The sequence below is a fragment of the Myxacorys chilensis genome, from assembly GCF_059505265.1.
In genome coordinates this window covers 1-20531 of sequence record NZ_JCACKG010000217.1, presented here as the reverse complement: position 1 = coordinate 20531, position 20531 = coordinate 1, and the positions used below count along the sequence as shown (strand labels likewise).

The window sequence follows — 20531 nt, the reverse complement described above, 5'->3', positions numbered from 1 at the left end:
ATTGGTAATCACCCATTCAACGCCGGAAAGAAGTTTTCCCCCACCGATCGCTTCAGTCGTCGCATTGCTCGACCTGCCATATCGGTAAACAGCAACTCCCCACACAGAAGCTGTGTAGCATAGCGCGTTGCCTTCTCATATTTGACGCCATATTTATAACAAGCGCCCGTCCACTGGTAAAACACGCGAGACAGATTGAGCGCTGCATCAAAGTTCGCCGCAAACTCAGCATGAATCCGGTTGGTATACTCGTGAGCCGCATCGTCTGCGATCGCACGAGCCGCGATCGCCCCACTTTTCACCGCATGCAGAATCCCATCGCCAAACAATGGATTAATCAATCCCGCCGCATCGCCAACTAATAAGATCCGTCCTTCATGCAGTAATTCTTTGCCGCTCCAGGTCGGTAAGGGATGTCCCCGAAAGCGGAGGTTGTTCGGATCGTATTTTACATTCAGCGCATCCATATACTCAAAAATCGTTTTCTGCAATTCCGTCCGAATCGTGCTGTCGCCCCGCGCATCTTTCTTATCTGGACGAAACAACCCCGCGCCGATATTAAGGTGATCCGCTTTCGGAAAAATCCAGGCATAGCCCCGTTTCACTGCACCGTATTCTAAATGAGCAATATCAGGACGCAATTCTCCATGTCCATCGCCCCACTGGTGAGGCTGTTCGACCTCTAGCGCGATCGCGATCGCAGGATTTTTTCTTAACTTCGTCGCCTTGACGGTCACGCCATTAGCGCCATCGGCTCCGATCACATACTTTGCTTTTGCAACAAACTGGGTTCCGGTTTTGACCCCTTCCGCCCGGACAATCACGCCATCGGATTGGGGATCTAGCGATCGCAGCGCAACCCCATCGCGTAAATCTGCCCCCAGTTGGGCCGCTCGTTGCGCTAACACATTGTCAAAGATCGGACGCTGCACCATCCACAGCGACAGCGTTTCATCAGAACCGGGAGGATTGATCGGAGCGAGGTAAGGATCATCAAATTTCCAGGTATGACGCATAAACATCACATCCGATTCGACAAACGCTTCTGGCGCTAAATCATATAAATGGTTTTGCATAACCATTGGCATTCCGCCGCCGCACGTTTTATGACGTGGCAAAAACTGTTTTTCCAGCAGCGCAACCTTTAGTCCTGCTCTTGCGGCTTCCGCCGCTGCCGTTGCCCCCGCAGGTCCGGCTCCACACACGATAACATCGTAATTCTGCATAGATTCAAGACTTGCTACATCGCGATCTTTAGCTTAAAGGGAAAGGGGAAAGGGGGGAAGAGGAAAGATTAGTATGTTTTCAACCCTTCATCAAGCCTCACAGTTAAATCCCGCATTTCATCACCTTAACTTTCTACCAAAAGGTTGATGACTTCAGATCTAGAGCTACTTTTCAATCTGTATAATTAAGGCATCAGGGTAAGTCAGCCGAATCGACGACCAAGCAATACACTGTCACATGTGTTCTACCTTTCAGTAGCGATCAATTGATAATGATTTTGGCTACACGACGTGCGGACAGCATTAAATTTAGGCAGGTGTAGAACTAAATATTTAATACGAGAAATAATCAAACAAATAGCGTTTTATAGCGAAATTTTACTGAGTCAACTTTAGCTAAGAATACATATTATCTGCCACCCTATTTGGCTGGAACTGCGCATTTTGTTTAGTTCCATCCTTAGAGCGTTAGGCATCATACTGCTTAACCAGGCCATTGATATACGCTAAATTTCTACTGCACTTTTTTCTACTGCACTTTTAATGAAGAGCGCTTGAGCTGGAGAGAATGAGGCGATCTGATGAGAATTTTAGTGATTGAAGATGAGAAAGATGTTCGGCTGAATATTATAGAAATTTTGGCGTCTGGTGGCTTCGACTCAATCTATGCAGAAACTGGTTTAACCGGCATTGAGTTAGCAAAAGAAACGGCTCCAGATTTAATTATTTGCGATATTAAAATGCCTAATTTTGACGGCTATAGTGTCTTGCAAGAACTGCGTCAAGATCAGTCAACCAGTATGATTCCGTTCATCTTCTTGACGGCAAAAGCAGACAAAGCCGAAATTCGTCAAGGCATGAATTTGGGAGCCGACGACTATCTCACAAAACCGTTTCGCCGAACAGAATTATTAGAGACGATCGCGGCTCGTCTCAAACGCCATAGTGCCCAATTAGATATTCAAAAAAAGGTTAAAGAACTTCGAGATATTAATAACCAAAAGGACGATTTTGTCACTACCATTACTCACGATCTGCGAGCGCCGCTTACGACCATTAAAGTTGCTTTGCAATTGATGGAGGCTGTGCCCAACAATCGCAAGCAATATACAGAGATTGCGCTAGCGGCTTGCGCTCAAGGAGAGGAACTCATTCAGAATTTGCTCGATTTATATCAGTTAGAGTCGGGTGAGACGTTAGCAGCCTCTGAACCGTTAAACATTAGAGAGCAGTTGCGCAAGCTCGGCGAGTCTTTTCAGGTGCGATCGCGCGAATGTCAGCAAGTTTTGAAGCTCGATATTCCCGATGATTTGCCCATTATTGTGGCAGATAGCGTTAGTTTACAAAGAATCTTTGTCGAACTTCTTAATAACGCTTGCAAATACACTCCAAGCCGGGGAGAAATTATGTTTAAAATCGAAGCGAGTTCAGAAGAACCCGTCCCTGTGCTAAACATTACGATCGCGAATCAGGCTGAGATTCGGGCTAAAGATCTGCCGCACATTTTTGATAAATTTTATCGAGTTCCAGGCAGCGATCTCTGGCAAAAAGGCGGCACAGGACTGGGACTGGCATTAGTTAAAAAACTAATCGAGCAGTCGCAAGGAACAATCCAAGTTAGCAGTCAAGACGGTTGGACGACATTCAAAATCAAACTTCCCTATGAAACTCTTTAAGCAAGGCTTAAATTGTAGACCGAAGAAAATCTACTTTTAACTTTTATAAGCAAGAATTTAGGCATAGGCGCAGTAGTGACAATGAGCTATGCAGGAAGACGAACAGCAGAAGTTACAGCAACAGTTACAGCAACGCAATGCCGAACTAGAAAATCTGGTTCAAACCCTCAAAGCTCAATTACAAGCAGCGTCTCTGCCCTTAGCTACGGATTCTAGTGGCACCACTGATGAACAAGATCAGGCACAGAAAGCCTTGCAGCGCCTCAACTTCCATGTCGACAATTCGCCTTTTGCGGTGATCGAATGGGATCTAGAGTTGCGGGTCACACGATGGTCGCGAGAAGCCGAAATTCTTTTGGGCTGGAGCGCTCATGAAATATTAGGCAAACGGTTTGGAAGCTGGAAATTTGTGGTTCGGGAAGACTTTAAGAGCGTTGACCCAACGCTCGCAGCCCTGTTAAGCGGACAAGTGACGCGCAACGTCTGCTATAACCGCAACTACACCAAAACAGGAGAAATCGTCCACTGCGAGTGGTACAACTCGGTTTTATTTGACGAGTCTGGCGAACTGGTGTCGATCATGTCCCTAGTGTTGAATGTGGGCGATCGCAAGCAAGCCGCAGAAGAACTGCGCGAAAGCGAAGAGCGCTTCCGACAACTAGCAGAAAATATCCAGCAAATCTTCTGGATGTATGACTTTGAAGAACAGAAGCTGATCTACATCAGTCCGGTGTGCCAACAGGTGATCGGCTACGAGAATGAACGCTGTTACGACAAGTCCCTAGAGTTTTGGCTAGGACATATACGCCAAGACGACTTACCTCAAGTCATGAAAGCCAGTCGGCAAGCAGTCCGGGGCAAACCTGCCGAAGTGACTTTCCGCTTCACCAAACCGGACGGAGCAGAACGGTGGCTCTTAGCGCGGGCGTTTCCGGTGCGGAATGCGGCAGGGCGCGTCTATCGAATCGCCGGAATTGCAGAAGATATTAGCGATCGCAAAGAGCAAGAACGTCGCCTCCGGTTACTCGAATCGGTCGTGGTCAACGCTAACGATGCGGTTGTGATCACCGAAGCAGAACCCGTAGAGCCGCCCGGACCCAAAATCGTCTATATCAATGACGCCTTTACCCGCATGATGGGTTATCGATTTGAAGAAGTGATCGGCAGAACGCCTCGCATTCTGCAAGGGCCGAAAACCGATTGGGGTGAATTGAAGCACATTCGGACGGCGCTAAAGAAGTGGGAACCAGCGCTGGCAGAATTAGTGAACTATCACAAAGACGGCTCAGAAGTCTGGATCGAACTCAGTATTTTTCCCGTCACAGACCAAACTGGGCACTATACCTATTGGGTCGGACTGCAACGAGACATCACTCAGCGCAAGCAAGCAGAGGTGGAAATGCAAAAAGCCCTCGATCAAGAACGGGAACTGAGCGAGCTAAAATCCCGGTTTGTTTCGACCGCCTCTCACGAATTCCGAACGCCGTTGAGTACCATTCTCTCGTCAGCCGATTTACTGGAGTTTTATTTAGGAAATTGCACGGTTGAGAAGCAGCGTGAACATATTGAGCGCATTCAAGGGGCAGCGCTCAATATGAACAATTTGCTTAGTGATGTGCTGGTGATTGAACGAGCGGAAGCCAAGTTTGAACCGACAGAGCTAGATTTACACCTGTTCTGTCAGGAACTAGTGGACGAGATGCGGATCAATGATCAAGATCAGCATCGCTTCGAGTTATATGTCCAGGCAACGGGGGGAAAAACTCAAGCGCGAATGGACAATAAGCTGCTGAGGCAGATTCTGACCAATCTGCTCTCCAATGCGCTGAAATATTCCCCCATTGGAACTACCGTTTATCTGAGGCTTGAATGCGATCGCACCGCTGCAAAGTTTGAAGTCAAAGATGAAGGCATTGGCATTCCGCTCGAAGATCAAGGCCACCTATTTGAGCCATTCCATCGCGGAACCAATGTTGGTGCAGTATCAGGCAATGGATTAGGGTTAGCGATCGTCAAGCAGTCGGTGGATGCTCATGGGGGGCAGATCGCGATCGCGAGTTATGAAAAAGGGACAACCGTCTGTGTGACGTTGCCCCTTCAGCCTAAAGACTACAGCAATGTTGAATAAAGAGTAGATTTCTGGCAGAAATTCGTTGATTGTTGAGCGAACAATAAATGTTGAAATGAAATCTTTGGCTACCGTCTTTGTAGTGTCCTTAAGATTTGTATTGTCTTAGAAATTTGTACTGTCTTTGAAATTTTTTGTCCTTGATCCGTTGTCAGGGAGACGGTTAGACTATCTGCTTAAAATCTCAAGCTCTGGACATTACTGGGTTGGTAGCGCGCTCCTTCAAGCTAGAAGATCTGAGCAAATTATCTCCTTGATGAACACTTGTAGAAAGGCTCCTAGAGAGAGATACCAAATCTGGCATCTCTTGCCAACAGTGAGTGCAGAACCAATACACTCTTCCTTGGCGAGCATGGCGTAGGAGTTTGCTTGAGCAACAGGGACATTCAGACACAGTATTCAATCCCAATTTCTTTAAAGTGTTTCTAAATCAGAGAGACGTGTTAAGGAGGTGTTTCATACCTCTGTTTCATGCCTCTATTTCTAACATTAAGGCTTGCAGGGATCATCCGCCATAAGGCACTTACCCGTTTCTTGGGTAGGTTTCCCCACTGAGCGTATTAACTTTTGCACTGATTTTTTTGGCTGGATAAATACATTTCTTCAACCTCATTCTTTAACCTAAATTGATAGAAATGTAATGAGGGTAAGTTAGAACGGTTTTCGTCGCTTTGAAGAATTGAAAGTCGTTGATTTTGTCCCTTCGACTTCGCAGATTCAGCTCACAGATGTAACAAACTGCAGCAAATAGTTTGAAGGCAACAGTTCAGTAGACCAGCAATCGATCGCTCATTTCTTGGTGTAGAAAGTCTAAAAGCGGATGATGTGCCATTCTCGGATTAGAAACGTTTATAATTCTCTTTCTGATTGTTTGTATCATGTTCGAGATTCATGCTCACGTCTTCAAATCCCTCTCATAACTTGATTGATTTATTGTTGCGGTTAGTGTTAGCCAGCATCGCTGGAGGAATCATTGGGTGGAATCGTGAGAAACGCCACAAGGCTGCTGGTTTGCGAACCCACATTTTAGTGAGTTTAGGAGCAGCGCTGTTTGTGTTGATTCCATTGCAATTGAACCTAGATTCGATGAGTGAGAGCGTTGGTCGTGTCATCCAAGGGATTGCGGCAGGCGTCGGATTTTTGGGGGCTGGAGTAATTTTGCATACCAAGCGTCCTAATACAGATGAGCCAAGCGCTAAAGGACTCACCTCCGCCGCCGCAATTTGGGTAACGGCTGCTCTTGGTGCGGTGGCGGGTTGCGGATTATGGGAGCTTGCGATCGCAGGCACTTTTTTCACGCTATTGACCCTAGAAGGATTGAAGAAAGTTGAGCGGCACTCGTTTGATCGCTACGACAATCCAGAAGATTGACCGAAAAGAGGCAAAATATATTGAGTAGGAAAATACCGAGAAGCTCCTCTAGGTGTTGTCAAACGAGTAAGAACGAATGAATCGGGAAATTTCTACGGACGGCGCTTATGTCAGAAGAACGCCTCCTGATCAGGACTGGATTGATCCAGCTTGGACTGTTGGGCTACTGCTTGGTGCAGTAATTTTGCTAACCGTCAACTTGGGGAGCTTGCCTCTGCGAGATTGGGACGAGGGAATTGTCGCTCAGATTGCGCGGGAGATGGCGCGATCGCCGTTTGACTCACTCACCTGGCTCTACCCCAAAGAATTAGGCGGAAACCCCTATTTCAACAAACCGCCTCTGATTCACTGGCTAGTTGCCCTAGCGTACCGAGCGGGTGGCATTAGCGAATGGACATCGCGGTTGCCGGGAGCCTTGCTGACGGCTCTATCGGTTCCAGTGGTGTATGGGATTGGTCGAGAAGTCTTCTTTCAGCGCTCGGCTGCCGTATTTGCGGCGTTGGTCTACCTGACGACGCTACCCGTGATTCGGAATGGACGCTTGGCGATGCTCGATGGGGCAGTGCTGTGCTTTTTAGTCGTTATGGTCTGGTGTGTGCTGCGATCGCGGCGGGATTTGCGTTGGGGACTCGGCGTTGGCATTAGTTTCGGGCTGATTTGTCTCACTAAAGGAATTCTAGGGGTTTTGCTCGGCGCGATCGCGCTTGGTTTTCTGGCGTGGGATACTCCGCGTCTGCTGGCATCCGGGTATCTGTGGGGCGGTTTTCTGCTGGGTTGCGTTCCGGTGGCTTCGTGGTACGGCGCACAGATTCAACACTACGGACAAACCTTTATTGACGTGCATCTGCTGAATCAGTCGCTTAAGCGCATTTCAGACAAAGTCAGCAACAATCAGGGTCCAACTTGGTTTTATGGGTTAGAGATTCTCAAGAATGGCGTGCCCTGGGTACTGTTTTTGCCATCTGGATTTCGTTACGCCTGGGAGAACCGAAATTTAGGCTGGGCAAAGCTAGTGTTAATTTGGAGCGGGCTTTATTTTGCTGTGATCTCGGTGATGCAAACGAAATTGCCGTGGTATGTGTTGCCGATCTATCCCGCACTCGCTTTAGTAGTTGGAGCGCAACTCAATCGCATGTGGACACCGCTTACAGCCGCACTCCGGCAATACCGGCGCATTGCTCATGCTGGAGTTTGGGCTGCCTGGTTTGGGGTGTTGGCGATCGCGGCTTGGGGTCTCTGTGCGTTCTACACCTTCTCTTCGCCATTCCAACCGGATGTCCAGCTGATCTTTGCAACGCTGGCGCTCACCCTCACGATCACCGCAATCTTGATTCTGCGGCACGATACTCAATTCATCGCTTGTCTCATCTGGGGGATGTACTTGACGCTACTGACCTTTGTGATGTCAGATCACTGGGTTTGGGAGTTAGAAGAAGCCTATCCGGTCAAGCCTGTGGCGGCGATGGTGAAACAATTTACCCCCCGAAAGCAGATCATCTACACGTCCTATGCTTACAACCGCCCCTCGCTCAATTTCTATAGCGATCGTCGGGTACTCCCAATTTCGGAGACAGAGATCAAAGAGCGTTGGCGGGAAGACGTTCAGCCCTACTTTTTGCTGGAGTCTAAGTGGCTAGAGAAGTTACCGCCCAGAGAACGGCAAGTATTGGCAGTCCAAGAAGAGTGGATATTGGTAGTCCGAAGAACTAACCGATTCTTTACACCCAAGATCATCGCCCTCCATCCACAAAAGTTTGATCTTGATTAGTAAGGTGCTATTTCTGCTCAGTTTTTTGAAACGCTGCAATGATCAAACAAACAATGCCAACGTTAATGAAAACATCCGCTAAATTAAATACCGGAAAATTAACCAGTCGAACATCGATGAAATCGACTACATGACCTAACACAAAGCGATCGATGCCATTTCCGAGTGCGCCGCTTAAAATAAACCCGTATCCAAACTGTTCCCACCGGGGAAAGCGAGGACCGAACCACGCCATTGCCATCAAGCCGATGCTCACCGCCAGCGAAAGCCAGCGCAACCAAATGCTGCCCGAAAATAGACTAAACGCTGCGCCTTTGTTGACGACATACGTGAAGTGAAAAACGCCTGGAATTAGGGGAATTGACTGGAGTAAAACTAGCGTCTTTACCACCCAAAGTTTAGTGATTCGATCGAGAATTAACCCCGCGATCGCCGCGATCCAAAAAAAGCGATTTTTGAGCATGAATCTAGTAAAACATGACACGTCTGAGGCAATAGGCAAGCACTGCGATCGCGCAAATCACCGCTAATTGTCCTGGTAGCAGATTAACAGAATACGTCATCAGTGCCTTTGTAAAGGGCATAGAAGCAGCATCAATCCACTTCAAGAAATAACTCAATATTAGATAAGCGATGCCGACGGTGTGAACCACAATCACACCACACAGTCCGCTAAATGCTAGCGACTCCAAGCGAGGCGGTGCTTTAAACGCAATGTATCCACAGATCCAAGCTGCCGGAACAAACCCAAGCAAGTAGCCAAAACTCGGTTCTGTCAGATACTTCATTCCCCCGCCTTGAGAGAACACCTGGAATCCTGCCAAACCAAGCGCGAGATAGGCAATCTGCGACATTACCGCCGCATTTCGGCCGCCCAAGCACCCGACCAGCATCACTGCACCAATTTGATAACTCACACCCAAAAAATGCAGAGGCACTTGCCCATTTGCCCACGTCCAAGGCATTCCTGTGGTAGATGCTTTTAGTAACGTCCCACCGATCGTTAGCAGCAGCCCAATCAACGCCCATAGCAACTCTGTCAGCGTAATCCTAAAACGCTGTGATTTAGCAGGAGCACGGCGACGACGACGAGAAGGAGACGGTTTCATAGCCATGGCATTGTACACCACGAGTTGGGAAGCAGGGCGATTTGTGTAGAGACAGAAGAGGGAAGAGGGATGAGGGATGAGGGATGAATGACAAATGAAAATTTAAGCACGTGAACCCAAGAAACTTGTATTGGGATCCTCCGATTCCTTGAAAAAATTGGAGAGCTTTGCCCAAGTCTCTACACAAGGGGACGCAAATAATTCTGTCTCTCTGCTTATGGTGTTGCTTTAAGGAGCTTGATCATTGATGATCAAAAGCTGTAGTTGTTTATCGCGCTCATGGTTGCCAACTTCACGACTCTCGACCGGATTACCCACATTTATGAACAACCATTGCCCGATCTGCTGTTTGAAGCCCAACGGATTCATCGAGAGCATCATGATCCGCGTGCAGTCCAAATGTGCACCTTAAGCAGCATCAAAACGGGTGCGTGTCCTGAAGATTGTGGGTATTGCGCTCAGAGTGTCCACCACAGCACCGGACTGCCACCCGAACCGTTGATGAACATCGCTGACGTGCTAGAAGATGCAAAAGCCGCAAAAGCCGCAGGCTCAACCCGGTTTTGTATGGGGGCAGCTTGGCGAGAAATTCGGGATGGGGCGCAGTTCGATCGCGTTTTAGATATGGTGCGACAAGTGGCAGCGATGGAGATGGAAGTTTGCTGCACATTGGGAATGCTAAAACCGCATCAAGCGCAACAACTCAAAGAAGCTGGGTTAACGGCTTACAATCACAATTTAGATACGTCACCGAGCTATTACGAAAAAATTATTTCCACTCGCACCTATAAAGATCGACTCGATACGATTCGAGCCGTGAGTGATGCTGGTATCTCAGTTTGCTGTGGTGGCATTTTGGGATTAGGAGAATCGGTGCGCGATCGCTTAGAACTGTTAGAAACTCTCTCCCATCTTGATCCGCCACCTGAGTCGATTCCGATCAATTGCCTCATTCCAATTGAAGGAACGCCGCTAGAAAATGCATTGCCGATCGATCCATTTGACATGGTGCGGATGGTTGCTACCACGCGCATTTTATTTCCAGCGGCAATGGTGCGACTCTCGGCAGGTCGAACAGAGATGAGCGATGAACTGCAAGCGATGTGTTTCTTAGCTGGAGCAAATTCAATTTTCACAGGCGCAAAGTTGTTAACAGCCGCAAATCCAGAGCGATCGCATGACGAACAACTGCTTGATCGCTTAGGCATGATTCCTAAACCGCTTTAAGCCAAAGGTAGTGAATGATCTCTGAATCTCGATCTATATCTGACGCGATCGCGCTAGCAGTCTATCAGGTTTAGATCGATGAGTTTGGAAGAAGCACTACCGTTTAATCGGTTAAGAATTAGGATTAACAATCGATCCTATAAACAAAATTTCGCCTGTTTTGTTATCTCGAATTGCGCAGAAAAACGGTCGGTTCACAATCATTTCAAACGGAGGAGTTTCGACCTGAACCGAAGTAACGGTTATTCCTACCGAGGTCACTGCTGCTGCTTCAGTTCCTTCTTCATTCACTTCTACAAATGTTTTATGTTTTACTTCATTAATGTTAGTTGTAGCATTGCTAAGGTTAGAGAAATTGGCCTTTGATCGGTCAAACGCAACTTCCATTCCTAATGCAGATAGCGCCTCTTTTAACTCAGTGTCATAAGATAACTTAAATCGTGGAATTTGAATTGATCCTTGACGTTGACTAAACTGCTGCATCCAAGCTTGCCAATTCTTCTCAGTCAACGTTTTATAGAATGTTGACAAGTTCGATTTTTCATTAGGCAGAAAGACATAAAGGCTCATTTGTTCGCTGCCGTAGGGTAAGCTAACCGCTTGAAACTGCTCGTTTTCGTAGTAGCGGTATTTGCCTTTTTGCTGCATCAACGGATGCTGCTTCTGCATTCCATTTGCCAAGTAGAATGGACGAGTTTTGGTTTGCTGCTTATCAAACTCGTCTGTCCACTTGCCTTTGAAGTAAACGGCGTTGAGCAAAAACATGACTTGATCCGGTCGGATCTGCTCAACAATCTGATTGATTCTGCCGCGAGTACTTTCTTTAACCCAGTTATTAATTTCACCAGGGGCAGCCACAGAAGTGAAGTCTAACGTTTTAACTTTCGCATTGTAAAAAGTTTGATTGCGATCAATAAATCCAGAATTAAACGAAACTCCCTCTCGTGCCCACAGCGAATTCGCGATCGCAATTTGTACACTCGGATCGGCTTTCTCTAAACCAGTTTTCAAATCTGCATTTGCCTGGTTCAATTCACTTAAACTTAACCCTTGAATTTGCAGCGCTTTTGCCATTGCCTTCTGCGTTTCGCCGCTTGCGCCGTTATAGGTCATCGACAGCGCGATCGCAACACTCGACGGCGACACAAACACATTATCCTGACCGTCTTGCTTCAAAATTTCTGAAAATAACTTGAATCCAAATTGCGTATTTGCCTTGACTAGTTTAGGGTTCACCTGCTGCGATTTCCTCTCTTGTTTTAAGGTTGGAGGAGATGGCGTTGATTCTGCCATCTCCGAGCAACTTAAAGAACTCAACGCAACGATCGCGGCAATTAAAACAACCCCAACTCTTGGCAACATTCGCAATTCCATATCGTTCAACCTAGTTCTGCACGCTCTAAACTATTAAGCCCAAGAAAAAGTCGTAATCCGTAAAGATTGTGGTTTTCGCTACAAGCCGGATTACGGATTACGAATGTTACTGACCTTTTCGTGTGCGGACACCCTGTTAATTCACACTTTAACGTTGCCCTAGTTAAACTAAAGTCGTGGTTACAGTTTTTGAGACGCTGGATTTCAAGATGCTGGAACTGTCCACCATGCCAATCCATAGGACTGAGTGGGCTGATTCACCTGTTCGTGAAAGACGACGCGAATTTTGTAACGTCCGGTTTGGGGAACTTGCTGAAAGATGTGTTCTACATTGTCGATCGCGCTGACCGACGACCAGATGCTTCGTCTAACGTCCGCATCTTCGGCTTTCATAAGATAAAGATCGAGATTGTTGAGACCGCGATCGCGGAAATTCTCTCCCACGTCATACTCACCATTTCGATTTTTATCGTTCAGTTCAACCAAGCGATCCCAAGTCAACGTGGCTGACACGTAGCTTCCCTGCTGAAGCGGTTTTTCTAGCACGTAGTCTTGATAATTTTGAGAGGGCGCGCGTCCTGAAGGCGTTTTTAAGCCCACTTTGCCATAGTCCCACGCGATCGCAGGTACAGGCTGAGTTGGGTTCCATTTTCCTGCACTAAACTGCTGATAGGCCCGAAAGGCGTTCAGTTGCCCGGCTCCCATTTGAATATTCAGCGGGATTTTTGGATTTTTATACGCATCAGAATCCGTCCAGATCCGATTGTTTTTCTCCAACATGGTTCGCGTCATTCCCAACATCAAGCCGTTGCCACTATCTTTAAGCTTGTCAGCAGAATTCATCAGAACAGCTTTCATGACTTCATGGCGACGCGCATCAGTTGTCCAGGGAACCTTGCAGCCAGCACCCCGTTTGCAGCTTTGGCGGAGGTTGCGATCGCCAAATTCTTGCAGAAGCGCCACAGTTCCAGTGACATGCGGAGCCGCAAAGCTTGACCCAATTTGATTCAGTTCATCTCCTTTCAAACTAGCGACCGCAATTTTAGTTCCGGGAGCCGCCAGCGAAATCGAGCGGCGTCCTCCCAAACTTGTTTCAACTCCATCATTGCGTTTAAGAATGCTAGGAGCAACATCACCGATATTAGAGAAATCAACTTTTGCAAACAGCTTTTCCAATCGGCGCGTAAATGAAATGGTCATGCCATTGTAGTTGTCCGTTGGAATCGGAATTCCGCCCTTTCCTTGATTCCCCGCGACAACGTAAAGCACATCATGAACTCTCGCAGACCAATCCACACATTGGGTTAAGAGCGCATTTCCATCCAGCTTAGGATTCGGGCGTGGATCTTGCTGTAGAGCTTCTCCAAAGCTAAAGTTAATTGCCCGCACATCTCCTCCGTTCTGCATCGCCACGTGCTCTGCGGAGCGACATTCTTCTGCTTGCCCGCCCCGTTGGGGAGTCGCTGCCGCCGAGGAATATAGTTTCGCGCTCGGAGCCACACCGCGCACCGCTTTACTATCTCCGATCATCACACTCGCGACCTGGGCTGCATGAGTATCGAGATTGGCATTCCCTTTTGCAGGTTGGTCGCGGTAGAAGGCGCGAGTCAACGCCACAACCCGATTCCGACTTGCTGCCTTATCGACGCCAAACTGCCCCGGACGCCCGATTTCAACTTGCCCGATCGCGATCTTTTGCCCAGTCAATCGGTAGGGCGGAGACTGCAACTTCAACGCATCGATGCCGTCTTGCCCGATTGATGAATCTTGCACCAGCACACTGTAAACAGGAACTCCGCCCAATAGAACGACTCCTACAATTCCAATTCCTAGCGGCCCAACTCCTAGCCGCCCAATTCCTAGCCGAAATCCTCTCACCATCTTCGTTCCCTCGTCATACCACTCTCTATTTTCACTTGATCCCCTCAACCCGATTTCCCAAACTTCAAATTAGGTATTTCTTCCTAAAGATTTCTCAAGTTCTGGCTAAGTTATGAGAGAAAAGATTCACAATTTGTTAAACTAATTACAACTTTTGGAACCCAAGGGGACTAGCCATCATGACTCAATCGTCCAAGAAGCCGATTGTCGTTGCGCCATCGATTCTATCTGCTGATTTCAGTCGTTTAGGAGAAGAAATCCGGGCTGTCGATGCCGCCGGAGCAGATTGGATTCACGTTGATGTAATGGATGGTCGCTTTGTCCCCAACATTACGATCGGTCCCTTGATTGTGGAAGCGATTCGTCCGGTTACCCAAAAGCCGCTAGACGTTCACCTAATGATCGTTGAGCCAGAAAAATATGTCGGTGATTTTGCGAAAGCAGGCGCAGATCACATCTATGTCCACGCTGAGCATAATGCCTCACCTCACCTGCACCGGACACTTGGACAAATCAAAGAATACGGGAAAAAAGCAGGCGTTGTTCTCAATCCAGGTAGCCCGTTGGAATTGATCGACTACGTTCTTGAACTGTGCGACCTCGTGCTGATTATGAGCGTTAACCCAGGATTTGGGGGTCAAAGCTTTATTCCTGGTGTCCTGCCTAAGATTCGTCAGTTAAGACAGATGTGCGATGAGCGTGGTCTTGACCCGTGGATCGAAGTTGATGGTGGTTTGAAAGGGAATAACACTTGGCAAGTAATTGAAGCGGGAGCGAATGCGATCGTAGCGGGTTCCGCCGTATTCAATGCCCCAGATTATGCCACTGCGATCGAAGGAATTCGCAACAGCAAGCGCCCTGCTCAAGAGTTAGCAGCCGTCTAATTACGACCATTTAATTTTAGAGACAGGTTGCTTTATAGGCAGCCTGTCTTTTTAATTTTATTTTCAACGCAGTATCCCTAGCTGGCGATGAATTTCAAAAACCTATAGGTCTATCAAGTTTACTTTCTCTTAGCCCCTTCAGTGTCAGGAAACAGCACAGATCTTGGCTTGCGAGATCGAAACCACACCATACCTCCTGTAGTTGCAACGAACATTAGGAGAGCTACTGTGTTGGAAGGTTCGGGAACCGCACGACCACAGGAACCCAGCCCTTGCGGAGCTTGAACACAGGCTTTCGTCTCTACGCGCTGTACTAACCTAAGAGAGGTTGGACGGTCAAATGTGCGAGAGTACGTTCCCCCAACTTCTGCTACGGCGAATTCCTGACGTCCTCCGATCCTGGTGTCCGTGAGGTTAGGCAACAAGGTGAGATTGTCTCCAGTCGATCTAATCTTGAGACGATCGCCGCTTCCTGGCGTATTCAGGTTGCCTAACACCGTAATATTGAGTGAATCTAGAAGGGTTTCTACTCCGTCTGTAACGTCATACAGTGCCAGCGAAATAGCACCCGTTGCCCTTGCAAGTTCTAAGCTCGGATTGTCGATCGCGGTTCCCAGAGCCAGTAGAGCGAAGAAGTCGAAGCCAAAGCGGATAGGAGCGGTTTGACTTGCCGAGAGAAAGAGGTTTTCTGTGCTTGCCGCCGATCGAGCTAAGTTCTGAAAGTCAGTTCCGTTCCCAGCGGCAGAACTATTCGCTTTAGCTTCGGCTGCAAATGGTTCTGTTGAAGTTGGGGAAGAAAGCTCACCCGCAAGAATAGTTTGTGCCTTGGAGAATGCTAAACTAGCGGCGTTGGTAGGGGAAGCTGCGATCGCGATCGCAGCAAACGGCGCAGTGACTAACAGCCACGACTGACGAATTCTAAACTTTAATTTCATGCAGTTTGCTCACAACCTTGACTAGGGTTGAGTTCCTATTTCGAGGGTTTGCTGACGCTGAATTCTGACGACGTTTGATACCCTGAAAGACGGCAATTGATAGCTATTAGATCCGCAGTGGACAGGGTGTATCTTAGATAGACCTATCTTGGATCTACGGCGTACCTAGCTGGTAGTGCTACAGAGATAATAAACAGAATACGGGAAGATTCAGTAAATAAACTGAGGTTTCACGAAAAATCTATATAAATCAAACGCGCTGTACTCGTACAAGTTCGTAATGGTAGTATATTCCTCCTTTGGCATGATGTTACCGCCATCCTTTAACGCCTATTTCTTAATACAGAACGAGAAAGGCTTTGGATAAAGTACATCATGGCAAATCTTTTAGAAACAGCAGCACAGGCAGGGTCATTCAGCACATTTTTAGAAGCGGTGAACAAGTGTGATCTTGCGTCTACTCTAACTGCAGAAGGCTCTCTAACTCTACTCATACCGACCAATGATGCATTTACCAAACTGCCGGAAGGGACGCTAGACGCACTGCTAGAAGATGTAACCAAGTTGAAGAAAGTGCTGATGTATCACGTTGTCTTTGGCGATGTGCGATCACAGGATCTCGCTGAGATTGACGAAGCGCCAACTGTAGAAGGCTCCATCATTGCGGTTGATCATTCATCAAACGGCATTACTGTAAATGACGTTCGTGTTCTCAAGACAGATATGCTTGCCGACAATGGCGTGATTCATGAAATTGAAGGGGTATTAATGCCTGCAATAGTGGCAGGTCATTCATAGGTCTGCGAGTCTTGATGCTACGAGTGCGAATGATTTGTTATCCTAGACTCCTCTCGGACACACTTTCAACAGGAATAGGGCATTGAACACATTTGCCGCACTGAACCCTCAAATCCGGCGGAGCTTGGGGGTTCTCTTTATTGCGGGACTGTTATTTTGGTCAAGTCTAGCAAGTCTACTGCCGACGTTGCCGCCTTACATCAAATCCATCGGAGCGGCAGATGATTTGCTGGGGGTCGTTATGGGATCCTTTGCGGTAGGGCTGCTAATCGTTCGTCCTGTTCTCGGACGCATGGCAGATACTCGTGGACGCAAAGGGGTACTGCTAATTGGAATTGGTGTGGCTGCGATCGCGCCCGTCTGCCACCTGTTGACGCAATCAATTCCGTTGCTCATTCTCGTACGGATGTTTCACGGAATCAGCATTGCCGCCTTTACAACCGCCTACAGTTCTCTCGTGGTCGATCTTTCTCCACCTCAAAAACGCGGTGAACTGATTGGTTACATGAGCTTGGTTAACCCGATCGGCATGGCGATCGGTCCGGCAATCGGCGGATTTCTAGAGGCGTGGCAAGGATTTGCTCCGGTCTTCTTTCTCGCATCCGGCCTCGGCGCAGTGAGCTTCCTCTGTGGATATCAAGTCAAGCCACCTGCTTTGAATCCACAGCCTGAAGCAGAGCAATCTAGAGAAAATGTATTTTGGCGATTACTGCTCAGCGATCGCATTCGGATTCCGACGATCACAATGTTACTAGTCGGGATTGCCTTTGGCGCGATCGCAACGTTTGTACCACTCTATATTGCCGAAGCGAACGTCAATTTGAATGCTGGATTGTTTTACACGGCGGCAGCAATTACGAGTTTTGGAACACGATTTGTTGCTGGAAAAGCTAGCGATCGCCACGGCCGCGGACGCTTCATCACGATTGGACTGCTCTGCTATGGTTTGGCAATGCTAGTGCTGTGGCAAGCTCGCACGGCTGAATGGTTTCTTGTGGCTGGATTGCTAGAAGGAATTGGAGGCGGAACCTATTTGCCCATCATGATTGCCTTGGTTGCTGATCGGTGTCAGCCGCACGAACGCGGACGCATCTTTGGCTTGTTTATTGGTGGATTTGATTTGGGCATTGCGATCGCAGGTCCGCTTTTAGGGTCGGTTTCAAAATCACTCGGTTATCGTGGACTGTACGGCGTTTCAGCTTGTGTTGCATTTGCTGCACTGCTAGTGTTTGTAACGCTTTCGAGCAAGAGTGTTTCTCACTCAGTTAAGTTCGCATTGGGCTACAGCAAAGATCCTTATGCCATTCCTAGAGACAGCATAGTTTCTCAGTAGCGCATCTAACGCTGCTAATTGCTACTTACGCTTCGTGTACTTTGCCGTTGGGCATCACTGCCCCTGAAAGTTTCGCCCCCGTCATCTTCACCATCACGCGATCGTCAAACCCCACTTTTGCCCCGCGCAGATTCGCGCCGCTCAAATCTGCGCCGCTCAAATCTGCGCCAATTAGGTTGGCATCTTGCAGATCTGCCCCACACAGGTTTGCCCCTAGCAAATTCGCCCGGAACAAATTTGCTCCTTGCAGCTTTGCTCCTTCTAAATTCACTTTATGCATGAAGGCATCGCTCAGGTTTGCATTGTTTAAGTTGGCATGGCTCAGGTTATAGCCCGACAAGTCTTTCTCTTTCAAATCGCGACCGCTGAGATCGGTTCCGGTCAGATCACGCTCTTGAGAACGTGGCGGCGTTTTTGGCGGTTGATGATACTCCGCCCGATAGTGCGACTGCCGATAGTAGTTTGACTGTTGAGAGGTGCTGGACTGTTGAGAGGTATTTGACTGTTGAGAGGTGCTGGACTGTTGGGAGGTACTTGACTGTTGGGAGGTATTTGACTGTTGGGAGGTGCTGGACTGTTGGGAGGTACTTGACTGTTGAGATGAAGACGACGGCTTAGGTGGAGACGGCTGAGCTTGCGGGGGTTTGTGATACTCCGATCGATACTGCGACTGCGAGTAGTAGTTTTGATAATTTTGAGAAGATTGGGCGGCATGCCCGTTGCCCTTTTGACTATTCTGCGAGGAGTGCCCGTTGGACGAGTGCCCATTTTGAGACGAATGAGTAGAATACCCGTTCTGCGAAGAGTGCCCATTGGACGAGTAACCGTTTTGGGACGAATGGGTAGAATGCCCGTTGGACGACGGACGGTGATAGTAAGAATGATAATAAGTCTGTCTCGATTCGCTTCTTGACGGTTCGTGCGATCGCGTGGGTTGCGGTTGAGGTTTCGGGTTGCGCTCATGCTTTCGCAACACATCACGAGCATGATTGAGTTCCTTGATTTTCGCTTCCGCTTTCTGCACAAGGCGGGGATTATCTTTCGGCACACGGTCAGGATGCCAAATGAACACTAGATCTTTGTACGCCTGATTAACCTCTTCCCAAAGCGCACCAGGTTCGAGTCCCAATACTTGATAACAGCGTTCTAGTTCTCCCATCTACTTCACCACCCGACTAGCCCGAAGTTTACAAGAAGTGTGATCACTCACTCACCATGTTCCCTAGTGAAGTAGCCATCGCGCGTTTGATCTAGTCTAAACGGAACTCCTACCTATTGGGTCTAAGTAAAGACTGATTTAATCTCATTAACCCAAAGATTAGTAAATTGAATCATACTCTCCCCAAAACGATCAATAAAAAGGGGACGTCAAGCGTCCCCTTCTCTTATTTAAGAGATTGAATTCTACTTTCCGGTAGAGTTAATCTCTTAAAATATTGAGAAGGCCAAATGCACTTCCCAAAGGATTTAGAATGGTTCCTAACACAGAACCAATCCTAGCCAATCCATTTTTGCCGACCACGATCGTATCGTTGTTCCGTAGCGCCGGATTGTTCTTTGAATTGATGCCTTCTTTAAAGTTCACCGCAAGCTGACGTCGATCAACAGTTCCATTCGGTTGAAGTCGTAAGAAGTCAACTTGCTTTGTCCGAGAACTAGTGATAAACCCACCTGCCGCTAGAATGGCTTGGTTCATTGGCGTATTGGGTGGCACTTGAATCTGACCAGGCTTACCCACTTCACCCACTACATTTACTGTAATGGAGTCAGGCGAGAAGCTAGCCGTGGCAACGGTTGCTGCATCTTCTGGAGAGAGAGCAACGGCGGTCGGAATGACGATGCGATCGCCTTGTTGCAATCGGAGGTCTTGCTTAGCATCCCCGGCTTTGAGCAAATCCATCAAGTTCACATTAATGCTGCGCTCTGTGCCGTCACGAGCCGTTCGCTTCACTTGAATTTCGCGAATATTAGCCCGTTCTGTAATGCCGCCTGCGATCTGAATGGCTCGCGTTACGGTTGGCGCTTTTACTTTCGCAGTAACATTCGTTTGTCCGGTCGTGGCTTGACCAGGTGTCACCGGAACCTGTTCACCCACTACGCTATGAGGACCCGGACGGTTCACCTCTCCAGCAACAACGATGTCAATCGGCTCATTGTTGTTTGACTCTAAGGTTGTTCCGGCAAAATCGTTGCCCATAGCGGTCGTTGCCGTGCTTGCCGGAACAACAATGCTATCGCCATCGCGCAGTTGAATGTCTTGGCTCAAGTCTCCCGACTTTAACAGTGCCTGCAAATTAACTTGAATCGGTGTTGTGCCCGCGTTGGTTCCAGGCAGACGGCGTAGAATCTGAACTTGCTGAAGATCAGCGCTCTGGGTAAGACCTCCAGCGAGTTGCAGCATTTTTGTGAGCGTAGGCGTTCCCGCTTCGGTCAGCGATGTCGTGTAAGCTCCTGGGCGCGTCACTTCTCCTGAAACCGCGATTTGCACCGGACGGGAACTCATCAAGCTGACTGTCACAACTGGGCGCGTCAACCATTCTCTGTAGCGAGATTCGATCGAGCCAGAGGCTTGGCGCAAAGTCAAGCCGCCCACTCGAACTGTTCCAGCTAATGGCAGGTTCAGCGAGCCATCGGCTAAGACCTGGTACTCACCGCTGTACTCAGGCACCCCAAAAACATCAAGTTTTACCTTGTCTCCTGCCCCTAGCAAGTAGCTTTGATCTACTATTGGAGCACTCGCTGGAGCCGAAATTGGGGCGGGACTAGGCAATACTGGGGCACTGCTGGGTGGTAAAGCTCTTCCTCCAGGGGTAGTCGTCTG

At 48.2% G+C, this 20531-nt stretch carries 15 protein-coding genes and 1 pseudogene; 8 read left to right on the top strand and 8 right to left on the bottom strand.

Going from position 1 to position 20531, the window contains the following annotated elements; all coding sequences use genetic code 11:
• Positions 1-8: 8 nt before the first annotated feature.
• Positions 9-1229, bottom strand: a pseudogene (locus AC5JLB_RS21770) (NAD(P)/FAD-dependent oxidoreductase); the annotation flags it as partial.
• 578 nt (positions 1230-1807) lie between these two features.
• Between AC5JLB_RS21770 and AC5JLB_RS21765 the strand changes: the two are divergent.
• From AC5JLB_RS21765 to AC5JLB_RS21750, 4 genes are all read left to right on the top strand, one after another.
• The gene (locus AC5JLB_RS21765; protein ID WP_495875919.1) at positions 1808-2902 is read left to right on the top strand and encodes a hybrid sensor histidine kinase/response regulator; all 1095 of its coding nucleotides are present in this window, start codon (positions 1808-1810) and stop codon (positions 2900-2902) included.
• A gap of 88 nt (positions 2903-2990) precedes the next feature.
• Complete coding sequence (locus AC5JLB_RS21760; protein WP_495875918.1) at positions 2991-5030, top strand: sensor histidine kinase; 2040 nt, start codon at positions 2991-2993, stop codon at positions 5028-5030.
• A gap of 891 nt (positions 5031-5921) precedes the next feature.
• A complete protein-coding gene (locus tag AC5JLB_RS21755; RefSeq protein WP_495875917.1) occupies positions 5922-6401 on the top strand; it encodes an MgtC/SapB family protein in 480 nt (159 codons plus the stop codon).
• A gap of 76 nt (positions 6402-6477) precedes the next feature.
• Positions 6478-8169 (top strand): ArnT family glycosyltransferase, encoded by a 1692-nt coding sequence (locus tag AC5JLB_RS21750; protein ID WP_495875916.1) that lies wholly within the window; start codon positions 6478-6480, stop codon positions 8167-8169.
• A gap of 7 nt (positions 8170-8176) precedes the next feature.
• Here AC5JLB_RS21750 and lspA read toward each other — a convergent pair whose 3' ends face one another.
• Both lspA and AC5JLB_RS21740 read right to left on the bottom strand, forming a co-directional pair.
• Complete coding sequence (gene lspA / locus AC5JLB_RS21745) at positions 8177-8632, bottom strand: signal peptidase II (protein WP_495875915.1); 456 nt, start codon at positions 8630-8632, stop codon at positions 8177-8179.
• Positions 8633-8636: 4 nt separating this feature from the next.
• Positions 8637-9284 (bottom strand): biotin transporter BioY, encoded by a 648-nt coding sequence (locus AC5JLB_RS21740; protein WP_495875914.1) that lies wholly within the window; start codon positions 9282-9284, stop codon positions 8637-8639.
• A gap of 273 nt (positions 9285-9557) precedes the next feature.
• Here AC5JLB_RS21740 and bioB point away from each other — a divergent pair, with 273 nt between their 5' ends.
• Positions 9558-10505, top strand: coding sequence for a biotin synthase BioB (gene bioB, locus AC5JLB_RS21735; RefSeq protein ID WP_495875913.1), 948 nt, complete (start codon positions 9558-9560; stop codon positions 10503-10505).
• A gap of 111 nt (positions 10506-10616) precedes the next feature.
• Here bioB and AC5JLB_RS21730 read toward each other — a convergent pair whose 3' ends face one another.
• Together AC5JLB_RS21730 and AC5JLB_RS21725 are read right to left on the bottom strand one after the other, a co-directional pair.
• Positions 10617-11867 carry a serpin family protein gene (locus AC5JLB_RS21730; protein WP_495875912.1) on the bottom strand — a complete coding sequence of 417 codons (1251 nt, stop codon included), beginning with the start codon at positions 11865-11867 and terminating at the stop codon, positions 10617-10619.
• Positions 11868-12083: 216 nt separating this feature from the next.
• A complete protein-coding gene (locus AC5JLB_RS21725) occupies positions 12084-13760 on the bottom strand; it encodes a S8 family serine peptidase (protein WP_495875911.1) in 1677 nt (558 codons plus the stop codon).
• 179 nt (positions 13761-13939) lie between these two features.
• On the opposite strand from AC5JLB_RS21725, the gene rpe reads away from it, so the two are divergent.
• Entirely contained in the window at positions 13940-14644 is a 705-nt protein-coding gene (gene rpe / locus AC5JLB_RS21720) for a ribulose-phosphate 3-epimerase (protein ID WP_495875910.1), read from the top strand.
• A 119-nt stretch (positions 14645-14763) separates the two neighbouring features.
• Here rpe and AC5JLB_RS21715 read toward each other — a convergent pair whose 3' ends face one another.
• Positions 14764-15579 carry a hypothetical protein gene (locus AC5JLB_RS21715; RefSeq protein WP_495875909.1) on the bottom strand — a complete coding sequence of 272 codons (816 nt, stop codon included), beginning with the start codon at positions 15577-15579 and terminating at the stop codon, positions 14764-14766.
• Positions 15580-15954: 375 nt separating this feature from the next.
• Between AC5JLB_RS21715 and AC5JLB_RS21710 the strand changes: the two genes are divergently transcribed.
• Both AC5JLB_RS21710 and AC5JLB_RS21705 read left to right on the top strand, forming a co-directional pair.
• Positions 15955-16377, top strand: a complete 423-nt coding sequence (locus tag AC5JLB_RS21710; protein WP_495875908.1) for a fasciclin domain-containing protein — start codon at positions 15955-15957, stop codon at positions 16375-16377.
• Between the two features lie 82 nt (positions 16378-16459).
• On the top strand, positions 16460-17710 hold the full coding sequence (locus AC5JLB_RS21705; protein WP_495875907.1) for an MFS transporter: 1251 nt from the start codon (positions 16460-16462) through the stop codon (positions 17708-17710).
• 25 nt (positions 17711-17735) lie between these two features.
• Here the strand turns inward: AC5JLB_RS21705 and AC5JLB_RS21700 are convergent, their stop codons facing one another.
• Complete coding sequence (locus tag AC5JLB_RS21700; RefSeq protein WP_495875906.1) at positions 17736-18869, bottom strand: pentapeptide repeat-containing protein; 1134 nt, start codon at positions 18867-18869, stop codon at positions 17736-17738.
• Between the two features lie 261 nt (positions 18870-19130).
• Positions 19131-20531, bottom strand: a 1401-nt coding sequence (locus AC5JLB_RS21695) for a polysaccharide biosynthesis/export family protein (protein ID WP_495875905.1), incomplete at its 5' end; no start/stop codon positions are given.

Coding starts and splice junctions, on each gene's coding strand:
- AC5JLB_RS21765 (WP_495875919.1), top strand. CDS start 1,808: ATGAGAATTTTAGTGATTGAAGATGAGAAAGATGTTCGGCTGAATATT.
- AC5JLB_RS21760 (WP_495875918.1), top strand. CDS start 2,991: ATGCAGGAAGACGAACAGCAGAAGTTACAGCAACAGTTACAGCAACGC.
- AC5JLB_RS21755 (WP_495875917.1), top strand. CDS start 5,922: ATGCTCACGTCTTCAAATCCCTCTCATAACTTGATTGATTTATTGTTG.
- AC5JLB_RS21750 (WP_495875916.1), top strand. CDS start 6,478: ATGAATCGGGAAATTTCTACGGACGGCGCTTATGTCAGAAGAACGCCT.
- lspA (WP_495875915.1), bottom strand. CDS start 8,632: ATGCTCAAAAATCGCTTTTTTTGGATCGCGGCGATCGCGGGGTTAATT.
- AC5JLB_RS21740 (WP_495875914.1), bottom strand. CDS start 9,284: ATGGCTATGAAACCGTCTCCTTCTCGTCGTCGTCGCCGTGCTCCTGCT.
- bioB (WP_495875913.1), top strand. CDS start 9,558: ATGGTTGCCAACTTCACGACTCTCGACCGGATTACCCACATTTATGAA.
- AC5JLB_RS21730 (WP_495875912.1), bottom strand. CDS start 11,867: ATGTTGCCAAGAGTTGGGGTTGTTTTAATTGCCGCGATCGTTGCGTTG.
- AC5JLB_RS21725 (WP_495875911.1), bottom strand. CDS start 13,760: ATGGTGAGAGGATTTCGGCTAGGAATTGGGCGGCTAGGAGTTGGGCCG.
- rpe (WP_495875910.1), top strand. CDS start 13,940: ATGACTCAATCGTCCAAGAAGCCGATTGTCGTTGCGCCATCGATTCTA.
- AC5JLB_RS21715 (WP_495875909.1), bottom strand. CDS start 15,579: ATGAAATTAAAGTTTAGAATTCGTCAGTCGTGGCTGTTAGTCACTGCG.
- AC5JLB_RS21710 (WP_495875908.1), top strand. CDS start 15,955: ATGGCAAATCTTTTAGAAACAGCAGCACAGGCAGGGTCATTCAGCACA.
- AC5JLB_RS21700 (WP_495875906.1), bottom strand. CDS start 18,869: ATGGGAGAACTAGAACGCTGTTATCAAGTATTGGGACTCGAACCTGGT.